At 63.3% G+C, this 14,033-nt stretch carries 14 protein-coding genes; all 14 read right to left on the reverse strand.

Going from position 1 to position 14,033, the window contains the following annotated elements; all coding sequences use genetic code 11:
- Positions 1 to 10 precede the first annotated feature (10 nt).
- Positions 11 to 718, reverse strand: coding sequence for a DUF2968 domain-containing protein (locus BFF94_RS30795; RefSeq protein WP_128842032.1), 708 nt, complete (start codon positions 716 to 718; stop codon positions 11 to 13).
- A gap of 54 nt (positions 719 to 772) precedes the next feature.
- On the reverse strand, positions 773 to 2,164 hold the full coding sequence (locus BFF94_RS30800; RefSeq protein WP_128842033.1) for a sigma 54-interacting transcriptional regulator: 1,392 nt from the start codon (positions 2,162 to 2,164) through the stop codon (positions 773 to 775).
- A gap of 17 nt (positions 2,165 to 2,181) precedes the next feature.
- Entirely contained in the window at positions 2,182 to 4,056 is a 1,875-nt protein-coding gene (locus BFF94_RS30805) for a TadG family pilus assembly protein (RefSeq protein ID WP_128842034.1), read from the reverse strand.
- 8 nt (positions 4,057 to 4,064) lie between these two features.
- A complete protein-coding gene (locus BFF94_RS30810; RefSeq protein WP_128842035.1) occupies positions 4,065 to 4,394 on the reverse strand; it encodes a DUF3613 domain-containing protein in 330 nt (109 codons plus the stop codon).
- A gap of 23 nt (positions 4,395 to 4,417) precedes the next feature.
- Positions 4,418 to 5,305, reverse strand: a complete 888-nt coding sequence (locus tag BFF94_RS30815; protein WP_128842036.1) for a tetratricopeptide repeat protein — start codon at positions 5,303 to 5,305, stop codon at positions 4,418 to 4,420.
- Positions 5,306 to 5,328: 23 nt separating this feature from the next.
- Entirely contained in the window at positions 5,329 to 6,339 is a 1,011-nt protein-coding gene (locus tag BFF94_RS30820; RefSeq protein ID WP_128842037.1) for a type II secretion system F family protein, read from the reverse strand.
- A 4-nt stretch (positions 6,340 to 6,343) separates the two neighbouring features.
- Positions 6,344 to 7,339 carry a type II secretion system F family protein gene (locus BFF94_RS30825; RefSeq protein ID WP_162285534.1) on the reverse strand — a complete coding sequence of 332 codons (996 nt, stop codon included), beginning with the start codon at positions 7,337 to 7,339 and terminating at the stop codon, positions 6,344 to 6,346.
- Positions 7,332 to 8,693, reverse strand: coding sequence for a TadA family conjugal transfer-associated ATPase (locus BFF94_RS30830; RefSeq protein WP_128842039.1), 1,362 nt, complete (start codon positions 8,691 to 8,693; stop codon positions 7,332 to 7,334). Before BFF94_RS30830 ends, BFF94_RS30825 begins: the two co-directional genes overlap by 8 nt.
- 3 nt (positions 8,694 to 8,696) lie before the next feature.
- Positions 8,697 to 9,977, reverse strand: a complete 1,281-nt coding sequence (locus BFF94_RS30835; RefSeq protein ID WP_128842040.1) for a fimbrial protein — start codon at positions 9,975 to 9,977, stop codon at positions 8,697 to 8,699.
- A 45-nt stretch (positions 9,978 to 10,022) separates the two neighbouring features.
- Positions 10,023 to 11,357: a type II and III secretion system protein family protein gene (locus tag BFF94_RS30840; RefSeq protein WP_219140189.1), complete on the reverse strand. Its 1,335-nt coding sequence runs from the start codon at positions 11,355 to 11,357 to the stop codon at positions 10,023 to 10,025.
- A gap of 66 nt (positions 11,358 to 11,423) precedes the next feature.
- Positions 11,424 to 12,326: a Flp pilus assembly protein CpaB gene (gene cpaB / locus BFF94_RS30845; protein WP_128842041.1), complete on the reverse strand. Its 903-nt coding sequence runs from the start codon at positions 12,324 to 12,326 to the stop codon at positions 11,424 to 11,426.
- 86 nt (positions 12,327 to 12,412) lie between these two features.
- Positions 12,413 to 12,883, reverse strand: a complete 471-nt coding sequence (locus tag BFF94_RS30850) for a TadE/TadG family type IV pilus assembly protein (protein ID WP_128842043.1) — start codon at positions 12,881 to 12,883, stop codon at positions 12,413 to 12,415.
- On the reverse strand, positions 12,880 to 13,380 hold the full coding sequence (locus BFF94_RS30855; protein WP_219140190.1) for an A24 family peptidase: 501 nt from the start codon (positions 13,378 to 13,380) through the stop codon (positions 12,880 to 12,882). The genes BFF94_RS30850 and BFF94_RS30855 overlap by 4 nt, the downstream gene beginning before the upstream one ends.
- An 80-nt stretch (positions 13,381 to 13,460) precedes the next feature.
- Positions 13,461 to 13,625 (reverse strand): Flp family type IVb pilin, encoded by a 165-nt coding sequence (locus tag BFF94_RS30860; RefSeq protein ID WP_128842042.1) that lies wholly within the window; start codon positions 13,623 to 13,625, stop codon positions 13,461 to 13,463.
- Positions 13,626 to 14,033 lie beyond the last annotated feature (408 nt).

A 14,033-nucleotide genomic window follows, 5' to 3' on the forward strand; every position in this document is an offset into this window, starting at 1 on the left:
GCCGCCGGGCTCAGCGTGCCGTCGTCGGCAGGCCCGCGTCGGCCTCGCGCTGCAGCGAACGCACTTGCTGCTGCAACGCTCGCAGTTGCGACTGGAGTTCGGCCTGTTGCGCCTGCAGCGCAGCCGTCTCGCTACGTACGCTCTTCTGGCGATCCGCAACCGCCGCCTGTTGCTGACGTGCGATCGAGATATCGGCCTGCAGGCGTCGCGCGCGATCCTGCGTGACTTCGATCTGCTTGTCCATTTGCGCCTTCTGCGCTTCCAGCTTCGCCGCTCGCAGTTCGTTCACGGCCAGCCGCTCCGCCTGGCGCGAGAAATCGCGATAGATCGCTTCCGCGCGCGTTTCGTCGTAAGTCTTGATCACGCGCCAGAACGCCTTCTGCTGAAACAGCGCGACGAAGTATCCGCCGTCCTTCACGTTGAACAGCAGGCTCGCCCCGTAGCTGCCGTTGTAGCTCGTGCGCATTTCCGTCAGCGTGTGCGCCTGGATCTGGCGCTGCAGATCGTCGACCGTGCTCGGCCCCGTCGTCTCGCCCGCCTGCGGCTGCACCGACGTCTGCACCTGCGAATCGATCACCGGAATCGCGGCCACCGGCGCCGATGCCTGCTGCACCGCCGGCGAACCGCTGCCGGCCAAGCCCTGCGCGTAAGCGCCCTGTATGCCCCCCACCATGGCGAGCAACACACACGCCCGCCCTAACCCCGTCATATGGCTCATGAAGTTTTATTCCCGCCCGAGTCGTTGTAATTCAGCGCGATTTTATCTCATTAATTATTCGCTTTCGCGAGTCTCGGGTTCTTCGTCGAAGATCTGATATTTGCGCATTTTTTCCCACAATACCTTGCGGCTGATGCCGAGCTGCTGCGCCGTGTCCTGACGCCGCCAACCGTTTGCGTCGAGCGCCGCGATGACGCGGTTGCGCTCGTTCATGTCCCACTTGCTGCGGTCGACGAAGACCTCGGCTGCACTCTCCACCGGCACCGGCTGTGCCGAATTGCGCGCGTGCGCAATCAGCCGCTGCAGCCGCGCGGCATCCCACCCGCCCGTCTGCCGCACCGTCACGCCGACACGCTCGGCGAGGTTGCGCAGTTCGCGCACGTTGCCGGGGAAATAGCTGTCCGCGACCGAATCCGTCAGCCAGTACGGCAGATCGGACAACTGAGCGAGCCGCTCCTCGCCGACGACCTGTGCGACGAACGACTTGAACAGCGCAATCTTGTCGACTGCACCGCGCTCTTCCAGCGACGGAATGCTCAGCTCGATCACCGCAAGCCGGTAGTAGAGATCGGCGCGGAACAGCCCTTCCTTCACGAGCTGCGGCAACTTCTTGTTGCTCGCCGCGACCAGGCGGAAATCGACCTTGACCGGCGCCGACGCGCCGACGCGCAGCACCGCGCCGTCCTCGAGCACGCGCAGCAGCTTGACCTGCTGGTACAGCGGCAGATCGCCGACTTCGTCGAGAAACAGCGTGCCTCCTGCCGCCTGCTCGAAATAGCCTTTATGCGCAACAACCGCGCCGGTGAACGAGCCTTTCGCGTGCCCGAAGAACAGCGATTCGAACAGGCCGTCCGGGATTGCGCCGCAGTTCACCGGCACGAATTCGCCCTGCCGGTAGCGCGAATGCTTTTCGTGCAGGAGTTGCGCGATGCGCTCCTTGCCGACGCCGGTTTCGCCGTGCAGCAGCACGTTGGTGTCGCAATCGGCGAACGTATCGACTTCGTGCAGCAGCGCCTGCATCGATTCCGAGTGCGCGACGAGTTCGGACGGCTGCGACGTTTCGGCCTCATGGGCGCGCAACTGAGTGACGAGCTTGCTGATCATCCCGCGCAGTTCGGCACAGGTGAAGTCGAGCGGCAGGATGTGCGAGTAATCGGGCGGATACTGCGACGCGTCGTGGTCGCGTGCCGCACCGACCCAGACGACCGGCATGCCGATGTTGGCCTGCCAGTCGCGCAGGAACGCCGCGCCGGTTTCGATCATCGACACGCTGATGATCGCGAGCGACGGCCGCAACGCGGCGCGCTCGGGCGAGATCTCCGCGTTGTCGGCACGGATCACTTCGACGTCGAAGCTCGCCATGCACCGGGCGACGCGGTCAACGATGTCCGCCTTGCCTTCCCAGACGTACAGGTCGAGTTCTGCGATTGCGGGGGTGGTTCTCATCGGGTGGTCTTGCTTCTCTAATTGCTGACTGTTTGCGCGACGCCGCAGGTCAGCGACATCTGATGCACCGTGGCGGCACCGAGCTGGACACCAAGCAGGTCCAGCAGGGGATCGATGATACCGTCGAGTGCGGTCAAAAGCGGGCTCAGAACGGTGGTCAGGACCGACAGCAGCGACGAAAGGAAATCTGGCGTAATCGTGACGGAAATGAGCCCAAACAGGACACTCACGGTCGGCGTGATCTGTGCCGCTTTCAGGCCCGCCAGCGCGTTGTTCACGGCCGAACCCAGCGCATTCGTGTTGGTCGTCCAGTAGTACGACGGATCGCTTCCGCCCCTCCCGTAGAACGTATTGGTTGCTGTATTACCGGCCAGATTCGCCGAGACGTTGGAGACGGTCGCGGACACCTCAACGGCGCCCGCCAGAACCTTGACGTCAAGCACCTTGGCCGGTGACGTGCAACTGTAATTCGCTGGCAGGTTCAGCAGATTGCCGGATGTAAGCGGCGGCTGGCCGATGCAGAGATTGGCGACGCTCGGCTGCGCACTGATCGTCGCAGAATTCGGTGATGTCAGGCAATTGGTCGAAAGCAGCGTTGCGTTGCCGGCACCCAGTTGCACGTAAAGCGGCAGGTACACGTTCGCGGAAACCACGACCGGCAGCGGATTCACACCCAGGTTGACGACAAGATACAGGCCGATCTGCGCATTCGTCGCGACCGTCCGCCATGCGCCTTTTGCGTCCTTCCCGCCTTCGCCGACCGCAATGGTCGGTGGGCTGATGACCTGCACCTGCAACTGGACGATCGATACCGAATTGCCGTTGGGTAACGTCAGCGGCACATTGGCGCCAATCACCACGCCCGGCTTCCCGCTCTGCGAGATCTGCGCCATCGCCATGACGAGATCGAGCACGTTCACGGTCGCATCGGCCGCGGCCTGCGAATTCGCAAGGCCAAGCGTCAGCAGCGACGTGGCGCCTTTTCCGGTCAGGCTCGCAACGTTGATCGCCGTGTTGCTGAGCAGGTTCAGATTGAGGAGGTCGTTCAGTGCGCCGGTTGCACTGGTCTGCAGGGTCGTGCCCAGCGTGGTCGTCTTTCCGACGGCCTTCACCATCGCGTTGAGCAAGGTGCCGACCGACGCATTGGCATTGACCAGCCCGCCGATCGTTCCATTGCCGACCGACAGTGACTGCAGCGCGACAGCAATGTCGCCAAGCTTGACGTTCGCACAGGCGAGCCCCTGGTAGGACGCGAGATTGAGGTTGAGCGGCGTGCCGCCCTGCCCCTGCATCAGCGCGCCCAGCAGCGCATTCACCAGGCCGGGGTTCCCGCTCGGCACCCCCGAGCAGCCGACACCGCCAACCGCAGCCAGCGTCGCGCCGATCGAAAAGGTATCGATGTTGGTTGCCTTCGCAGTCGACGTTGCAGTCACGGTGCGTGTCGGCCCGAAGAAAAAATACGGCAGCGTCTTGGAGATCGTCACGCGAACCGCGTTCAACTGCGTCGCCAGCGGCACTGTCGACTTCGACGAATAGAAAGTGCTCGCCGTCCCGCTTGCCGATGGTGCCCAATAGCCGCAGTCGGCCGACAGCGTCGCGGTGCCGCTGCCGCCCAGCGTAAAGCCGTTCGTCGACGCGTTACTCGTCGCCACCGAGGTCACATTCGCACACGTATCGTCCAGTTTCTGAACTGCGGCGAGCGCGGCAAGATCGGCCACGCGCTGCATGTCGCGGCGCGTGAAAAAGACGTTGCCGAGGTCGATCGAACCGAGAATCACCATCGACAGCAGTATCCACACGGACGCCATGACGACGACCGAACCTCGCTGCCGCCGCAGTAACGCGCGGCCTTGTCCGGCCACCCGTTTCGATGCATGTCGAGCCGTGCTCATCGCCGCGCTCAATACGATTGCGATGAACTTTGCCCGCCGGACGACCCGCTGCCGTTCGCGTTGACCGGCGACCCCATCGATTCCGGAATCTTGTGCTTGAACGATTCGAGATACCGTTGATAGGTGAGCGACGCGGCGTCACCCAGCATCGGCAATGCCGGTCCGGCCGCGCGATCGTCCCGCTGAAATGCGAGCAGCGCGTTGGTCGCATGACCGATTTCCGACGCGTCCGGCGCCGGCTGCTCGCAATACGCTGCGGTTGCAGCCCCCATGAGCGCGAACAGCGCGACACCTTGGCGCATACGTGCAGCGCGACCGGGATTCTTGTTGTTCGTCATTTCAGTTCCCCCGAATGCCTTTTTCATTGTGCAAACCGCTGCAGCAGCGGCGCAGTAGGATCGAATCCCTGAATGTTCGCCACCGGCGACGGGCGCCTCGCGACATCCGAGCCCGAAACGTTGACCACGCTCCCCGAGCCGATCGGCGTCGCGACTGCAGTCGAAGCCTGAGCCGGGGACGCACGACGCCACGTGCGTACCGCTGCAGAAATCTTCATCGCATCGTTGCGGATTTCGTTGCGGACGTCAGCCGACAGCTTCTGCTGCGCCATCAGCTTCTGCGCATCTTGTGTATGGCCGGATACGAGCAGGTACAGCGCCAGATTGCTGATGATCTTCGGATTACTCTGGTCGAGTTCCGCAGCCTTCATCAGCGGAATACGCGCCCCCTCGACGTCGCCGCAGCGCAACTTTGCATAAGCGAGATCCGACTGCGTCGATGCATCGGTCGGCGTCAGTACGGTCGCCTGCGACAGCGCCTGCACAGCGCGCGGAAAATCACCCGCACCCCCGGCGATCAGCCCGAGCCCGCGATATCCACGCGCGGCCAGCGTCGTATTGAGCAACTGGGTATAGACCGCCGCGCTCGCGGCTGGCTGGTCGGTCATGCGCAATGCATCGGCGCGCAGCAGGATCGTTTGCGGCGATGCGCCGTACTGTTTTTCGTACGCGTCGATATGCGCCAGTGATGCGTAATACAGCCCTTGCGACTGCATCCTCTCGATCAGGCCGAGATACATACCCGGCGTATCCGGCGCCGCCTGCTTCTGGGCTGCCGCGTCCATCAGCGCCGCGCGCTCGGCCTGCGGGCCAACGCCGTATCCGCTTTCCTTGAATGCCGAACACGCGCCGAGCAGGCCCGCCATCACCATCACGCCAGTCACTTTCACGATTTCGTCGATGCGTCTCATCTTGCTTCCTTTCCTTCCCGGCATCAACGCTGCGCCTGAGTCAGCACGCGCAACACCGAGATCATTCCCGGCCCGGCCGTCACGATCAGCAGCGCGGGCAGCAACGTCACGATCATGACACCCGTCATCTTCACCGTCAGCTTGCCGATCCGTTCGCGCAGCATCGCGCGACGCGCCTCGCGCAACCGATCACCGAACTGCTTGAGCGGCTCCTGTACCGCGCCGCCATGCTTGTCGACCTGGATCAACAACCGCACGATCGCACGCAGATCCTCGTTTTCGAAGCCGGACGACAACCGCTGCAGCGACTGCTCGCGCGTCCGGCCGGCGGCGAATTGCCGCTGGGCAATTTCCATTTCCAGCGACAGCACGGGCATCATCCCCTTGAAGTCGTTCGTCACGACCTGAATGCTCTGGTCGAGCGACAGTCCGACCCCTTGCAGCAAGCGAAGCATGTCGACCAGCAGCGGCAGTTCGTCGATCACCGCTTGCCGGCGCTGTGCAGCACGACGTCGCAGGTAGAGCTTCGGCACCATGAAGCCGGTGACGACCGCTATGCCTGTCCCGGCCCGCCATTGCGCGCCTGTCACGTGCGAGCCGATCAGAACGATGAAAAGCAACGGAATGACGATCGCGCAGGCAAGCCGCGCGCTCAGGAACAGCCCGCGGGTGCGCGTATCGGCGTAGCCGCACTGCTCCAGCAGGAGCCGATCCTCGTCGGCGACGAGATACCGGCCGATACCGGTGTCAAGCAAGCGCATCCCGACCATCGACAGACGGTCCAGCCCTTGCGCAAGACGCGACGGCCTGGCGCCCGCATCCCGGCCGCCCGGATTCTGCCGGGATTCATCGGCCTCCTGCCCAGCCCGTGCGCCCGCTGCCTCCAGTGTCGCGGAACGCCGCTCGAGCGCACTGGCCAGCGTGCGATCGCTGCGCGTCTGCGCACTCGCGCGGCGCAGCGCGAGCAGTGCCAGCAACACTACGCCGAATGCGCCGAGTGCCAGTGCAAGCGAACCAAGTTGATTGGCTGTCATGCCGTCACCTGAGTTTGGCCATGTGGTACAACCAGATCCCGCCGACGACCTGCAGCATGAAGGCGATGAATAACAACTGACGCCCCGTGTAGTCGTTCCACATCGACTGGAGATAAAGCGGATTCGTCACAATGACAAAGCTGCCGATCGCAATCGGCAACATGACAAGCACCCACGCGGATAGCCGCGTTTCCGACGACATCGCCGCCAGTTCCCGCTCGGCCTGCTCGAGATCGCGCATGAACGTCGACATCCGGTCGAGCATGACATCGGCGCGACCGCCGTACCGGACCGAGAGTCGCAACACCGAGCCGACCAGTTCGAACTCCTTCGTGTGATAGACACTCGCGATATGCCCCATCGCACGGTCAATTTCGACGCCCGTGCGCAACATCCGCGATACATGGTCCAGACAACCGCGCAACGGCGCCTCCGTCGTCAGCAGCGCTGCCTGGAACGCCGCAGGCACGCTGTTGCCCAGCGTGACGAGACGCACGATGCCGTCAAGAAACGACGGCAACTGGCGAACGATCATCAGGCGCCGCCGCTGAATGCGGGACACGAGCCAGAGCACGAGCAGCGACGCGCCGCACACGAGCGCGGCGATGCATCCGAGCCAGCCGCCCCGGTTACCGGCAACGAGCCCGACCGCGACCAATCCCAATAAAGCAAAAAGCGCCTTGCCGCGCACGTCCTCGATTCCTGCGCGGCTCGCCACGTTGACAAGGTACTCCGCACCGATCTCGCGCCAGTGTGCCCAGCGCGAAGCAGGCGTGGCGGGTGACACGCGTGCCGTGCCGGGCGCGGACGCGACGCTCGCGACCGGCCTCGCCTCGCGTTGAATCGCACCCGCCGCTCTCGCGGCCGGTTCGATACGGCTATCAATGAAGCGCCGCACGTCGGCGCGGCCGCGCTTCACCTCGCCATGCCGCCAAAGCATTAACGCGGCGGCAATGCAAAGCAGCGCCATTGCAAGCACGCCTGCCATGAGGCTATACATTGAACCCCCCGCCCCCGCGGCCGAATCCGCCACCGAAACCGCTTCCGCCACCGCCAAAGCCGCTGCCCTGCAACACCTGACGGAACCGCGCGAGCTTCGGCGAATGCGGATGAATGCCGAGCGACTCCCAATTGTCGACCTCCTCGCCCTCGGGTGTCACACGCGCTTCGTAGCGATACAGCTCCTGCGTCGCAATGATGTTGTCCGACAGTCCGGTAACTTCGGTGATCGAAAGAATCCGGCGCCGTCCATTCGACAGACGGCCAATCTGTACGATGAAGTCGATCGCATTCGCGATCTGCCGACGCAGGCTCGATTCCGTCCCCTGGAAACCCGCAAAACCGGCCAGCATCTCGAGACGATACAGACACTCGCGCGGCGAACTCGCGTGGACGGTGCCCATCGATCCGTCATGCCCGGTATTCATCGCCTGCAGCATCTCGAGCACCTCGCCGCCACGCACTTCGCCAACGATGATGCGATCCGGCCGCATCCGCAGCGTATTGCGCAGCAGATCGCGGATCGACACGACGCCACTGCCGTCGAAACCGCCCGGCCGGCTTTCGAGGCGCACGACATGGGGGTGATTCAGCGACAGTTCGGCCGTATCCTCGATCGTCACGACCCGCTCGTGCTCTGGAATATGGAACGCCAGCGCATTGAGCAGCGAAGTCTTGCCGGAACTGGTGCCGCCCGACACGAGGATGTTGCAGCGCGCCTCGACCGCCGCCTCCAGCAACGTACCGATCTCCGCATTGAAACTACCGTTGGCGAGCAGGTCGGCCGGCTTCAGCGGATCCTTGCGGAATTTCCGGATCGATACGACAGGCCCGTCGATCGACAGCGGTTCGATCACGACGTTGACGCGCCCGCCATCCGGCAGCCGCGCGTCAACCATCGGATTCGATTCGTCCAGGCGTCGGCCGATCGGCGCGAGGATGCGACGCACGATCCGCAACAGGTGCGCGTTATCGGTGAAACGAATCGGCAGCTTCGCCAGAATGCCGTGGCGCGACACGTAGATATCGTTATAGCCGTTGATCAGGATGTCCTCGACGTGCGGATCGGCGAGCAGATCCTCGATCGGCCCGAACCCGGCGAGTTCTTTCGTCAACGCTTCGGCGATCGCCCTGACCTCGTTCTCGTTGAGCGGAATGCGCCGCAAACGCACGAAGCTGTCGATTTCCAGATCGACGAACTGGTTGATCGCCTGTCGCGACCAACGGCCGAATTCGGCGCCGAGTTCCTCGATACGCGTCAGCAAATGCTCATGCGCGGCATTCTTGATATCGTGAAATTGCTGCGACTGGGAGAACGGCGCGGCGCCGTCGGCAAATTGGATGTCGTGTGCCATCGCTTACGATCGCCTGGACGAAGGTTGAATGAAACGCTTGAGCGCGGACAGGCCCAATGCGCCGCGCTGGCCGGCGGCGCTCGGGCCGGCCAGTCGATCTGCAAGCGGCTCGAGCGCGCGCACATACGGATCGCGCTCGGCCGTGTCGACAATCAGCCGCCCCTGGTTGGCCGCCTGACCGATCGCCACGCGACGCGCCGGCAGCGTCGCCAGCAGCGAAATGCCGAGCCGGTCCGAGATCTGGGCCGGCGTCAGGCTCAGCGTCGCGTCATACTGGTTGACGACGAGACGAATCTTGCCGATGTCGACACCCGCATCGCGCAGCCCTTCCAGCAGGTCGACCGCCGAGACGATCGATGCGATGCCCTGGTCGCACACGAGCCACGCCTCGTCGGCGACTGCCGTGATCTGGGCAACGAATTCATGGTTCGTGAACCCGCCGAGATCGACGATCTGCTGATCGAAGAATGCGCGCAGCCGGTTCAACAGGCCCACGCACGCCGCATACGACACGTCGCGCAGGTCGGCGAGATTGGGGGGCAACGTGGTCAGCGCGACGCCGCTCGCGTGTCGCGTCAGCGCCGTGTTGACGAACGTCCGGTCGATGCGCCGCAGATTGCGCACGGCCTCGACGAAATGGAATTCACAGCGCGTGTTGAGGAACAGCGCACTATCGCCCGCGGGAAGCCCGAGATCGACCAGCGCCGTCTGCCGCGCGTGTGGCGCGGCGACACCGAACGCGGGGGCACCCCCTTCGGCGTCGCCCGAACCGGTGCGCTTGCGCAACCACACTGAGAGGTTCGCGGCGAGCGTGCTGACGCCCATCCCCGCGCGTGCGCCGAGCAACGCGACAAGTTTGCCATGCCGATTGGCCGGCTCCGTGCCAGTGTGCTCCAGCAAACTGCGGGTGATCCGCAATGCGTCGTCGGCACTGCCGGACACATCAATGAAATCGCGTACGCCGGCCCGCAGTGCGGCAAGCGCGCTTTCCGGCTCCGTGAGCGTACCGAGTGCGACGACCGGCAGGCCCGGGTGGGCGAGGCGTACGGCGGCCGCGGCGGCACTTGCCGCGGCTTGCGCATGGGAAAAATCGATGAAGGCGATCGCGGGATTGAGCCCCGCGATGCGCTGGCTTAGTGCGCCCGGCTCGAGCGACAACGCTTCCACCGTGCCTGCTGGCACGAGCGCCTCGCCCAGCCAGCGGGCATGCTCATCCTGCTGCGATGCGCACACGAAATAGTCGGTCACGGCAGGTTCAGCCAATGAAAGGGTTCTCGCGTTCATGTTGAACACCCCCGGTTACATATCGCGCGACATCTCGTCCCGCGTTCATTTCGAAAATCCGGGCGCTGCATCGGGTGATGCGATACCGCCAAGATACGACCGCCACACCGGGCCATCGCGCTGTTCGGACAGTTCGCCCGGCGTGGTCGGCAGCGGCGCGCCCTTCGCGATCGGCGCAACGAGATGCGGCGTCACGATGATCACCAATTCCTTGTCGTTTTGCTGGTAGTTCAGCGACTTGAAGAAGGCGCCAATGATCGGCAGATCACCGAGGACCGGTACCTTGTTAATGTTCGACATCGTTTCGCGGTCGATCAGACCACCGATCACGAAGCTTTCCCCGTCGCCGAGCTCGACCGTGGTATCCGCACGGCGGGTCGTGATCGCCGGCACCGACACGCTGTTGATCGTGACGCCATGCTGGAAATCAAGCTGGCTCGATTCCGGCGCCACCTTAAGCGCGATGCGGCGCTGGCTCAGCACGGTCGGCGTCAGGGTCAGGCCGACGCCGTACTGCTTCCAGTCGATCGCCGTCGAGCCGAGTGCCTGCGGCACCGGCACGGGAATTTCACCGCCAGCGAGAAAACTGGCGCTTTGCCCGGACAACGCCACCAGGGTCGGCTGCGCCAGCACGCGGGCCAGATTGTTCGCCTCGAGAATCGAAATATTGCCGAAGATGCCGCGACCCGCCGAATTCACCACCAGATTGAACGCGGATGCGATCGGAATGCCGGCCGTCGCCTGGAACCCCGATGTCGCCCCGCCGGCCACCGACTGGAGACCACCCGGCGAAAATGCGCCGAACGCGAATCCGTTGCTCTGCTTGAAGAAATTCAGCCCTGCCTCCTTCAGCACCGAACGGCTGAACTCAACAACCCGTACGTCGACTTGCACGACATTCCGGTTACCGACCGTCGAAGCATCGATCACCGCACCGTCCTTGCCGCCCATCCGCTTGCCGACGGCAACCGCGCGTTCGTGCGCTTCGAGCGACGTCGCCGAGCCCGACACGACTGCGGTGCCCCCATACGCCTTCACGCCCGGCCCCGAGCGGTCCACCACGGCCTGTGCGGCTGCGTCGACGACATTGACGTTCCATACCGTCGGTTCATCGCGACCACGCTCCCACAGCATCACGTTCGTCGAACCCGGTGCCTTCGCAACCAGCAGCACGGTCCCGGCACGCCCACCCTTCATGACCAGGACGTCGACGACCGACGGATCGCCCACCGCGATCCGCTGCAGTGTGCGGCCGGCAGCGACCTGTCGCTGCGAGCCGACCGCAAGATCGATCGACCCATTTGCGCCGGCAGCCCCAGCCAACACGGCGAAGGCCATGGCCCAGATGGCAATTGCGTATGCAATCAATTTTTTTGTCATTGTGTCGGAGACCGTCGTACGGCCTTCTCCCTTCCGTTACTGCTGTCGATGACCGTGTTTAGGTTGTTAATAGGAGACCGTCTCGGCCTGCCCGCCCCGAATCACTTCGATGCTGGCTCCTCCTCCCCGGGCGACGACCGGCGCACGCGGCGGCGCCTGCACTCGGGGTACATTGCGCGTACGCTTGGACGACAGTTCATCGAGCATCACGCCAGCGGCAGCCTGCCCGGAGGGCGTCAAGTCGCCGGCTGTGCGAATCGCGACCGTCTGCGCCGCGACCTCTTCATCACGCGGATTGCGCAGCGCGAGAGTCAGGCGGCCGCTTGCCTCGGCGAGCGTCAGTGCATTGACCTGCGCCGTCGGCACGGCGAGCACGGCGGTCCGCACCGCACCGCCCGGTCCGCCGTTGCCGTCACGCTCGGGGGTCGCGTCGCCGAACGACAGGACCCGCAGCTTCGACATCAACAGGCGCGCCTGTGAATTGGGAATCTCCGAGCCGGATTGCGCCATCCCCGAGCCGTCGCGCCGCAAATTCAGGAACACGTCGACGAAATTGCCGGGCCGCAGCCGATTTCCAACCGCATTCGTCTCGTCGACCTTGATGGCCACGGCCCGCTCCCCGGGCGCCACTTGGTTGGCCAGCCCCGACGTCAAGCCCCCCTCCACGACGGGCGCGGCGGCGAGAATGTCGTTCGCGGGTACGCGGCCGACCAGCAGCGACGGATCGCTGAACCCGCCGATCGGCATCATGGGCGCCGAAGCAAGCTTCAGCGCATCGGCGGGAATCGGTTGACCGGCTGGCAACAAACGCGTCGCCACGACGACCGGCACCGTCTGCATCGTTGCAACGGACGGCGCCACAACCGCCGGATGGGCCGGGGCGCGGCCAAGCATCCACGCATAGATCCCGAGCAGCACGGCGATCGCGATCAGCAGCCCGGCGATGATCTTCGTCAAATTGTTGCCCATGGTAAATGTTGAGTGCCGTAAATGTTGTTATGACGAAATCCGAACACCGCTTTGCGCTTGCCGCCGCACTCCGCGCGACGTCCGTTTCATAAAATGGTCGCCGGATTGATCTGCACGGTTGCCTTGCCGGTCAACTGCGTCGGTGTCACGAGTCCGAGCAGGGGCAACGACGGAAGCAGCGGATTGGTCTTGTACGGATACGTCACCGTAACCGTCACGCAATACATCGTCGCGTCGTAACTGCATGCCCCCGACACTGGCGTCGGAACCTGAACGTTGGCCAGCCATGACGTCAGTCCGGCCGCCGTCGTCTGTGCCGCCTTCGCCCGGTCCGTCAACGCCTTCGCCCCCGACCCGTTGGCCTCGTAGACATAATTCAGCGCCGTGCGCGCCCCTTCGGTCGCCGCAAGCGTCAACCCTTGCTGAACCGCGAAGATCAGCCCGTACGTCACGATCGCGTACAGGATCAGGAAGAACAGCGGAAACACCAGCGCGAACTCGACCGCCGTCGCTCCCTGCTGACGTCGCCTCGACCGTGGCTGGCACTGTCGTTTCATTGCATACCCCCGGTAACGACGAGATAGGCCAGCCATATCGCTGCCGGAACGACGAGACAGGCTGCGTATGGCGTCGCCCGCCGCGCACCGAGCGCCAGCGTCGGCGAGCCGCGCGACCACAGCGCCCCCAACGGCGTATGCGTAACCATCATCAAAGCGAGGACATGCACACCAGCCATCAGGCTGGCGACCACCCACAGCCACGGCAGTATCGACAAACCGCACCACGCACCGAGAACCGCGAACACTTTCACGTCCGCCGCACCCATGATGCGAAATGCAAAAAGCGGGAAAAAACTAACGAATCCGACCAGCATGCCGATCAATGCCTGTTCGGTGGAAATACCAAATGGATTTGCATTGATCAATGCGCTAGCAAGCGCCGCACCGAGCCCGACGACGACAAGCGAATTCCGGACAAGCCGAAATCGAATATCACCGACGGCAACGAGCGTCGCCCAGGCAAAAAAAATGCTGGTGCTGAAAAGGTGTGCCATATCGCAATCGACTGCGCAAGCCGATGTAACGGCGGGCGAGCCGCGACTGCGACCCGCCCGCCCCCAACGAACCGCAAAGGTCAGGGTAGCGAACTGGCAATCGTGGAGAACAGCGCCGAGATCTTCGTTCCGATAGTCGTCACACTACCGATGATCAAGGCCGCAATCAGACCCGCAATCAGACCATACTCGATCGCGGTAACCCCGTCTTCTTCCCGAAGGAAACGAATCATCATTGCTTTCATTTTTTATTCCTCGTGCCTGTATTTACGTTCTTTGGCCTTTTATACGTATACGTCCCCGCATATCTGGCCGTTGCCCCACGTCGTTCGCCACATCTGCTGTAACGACAACCGGGTGCGCTTTCTTTATAGGTCGCCCCGAAGGGCATAGCTCACAATTTGATGCAAGTTAACATTCGCGATAGTCACCTCCTCGAACGTTGTGTACCGAACCGTACATTTGCTTACATCTGCTCCCGATTCTATATCTGTTCATATTTAACTTCCAACCTCTTTTAACGGCCCGGACGGAAAAAATGATCAGGAGCACAACGTATTTGTACGGCGTTTCGGTAGGACTTACACATAGGATTTACGATAGGTTAGATGTGCATGCCTAATCCACCAGTAAAACAATTGCCTCGTCCACCA

The sequence above is a fragment of the Burkholderia catarinensis genome (assembly GCF_001883705.2).
Lineage (GTDB): Bacteria > Pseudomonadota > Gammaproteobacteria > Burkholderiales > Burkholderiaceae > Burkholderia > Burkholderia catarinensis.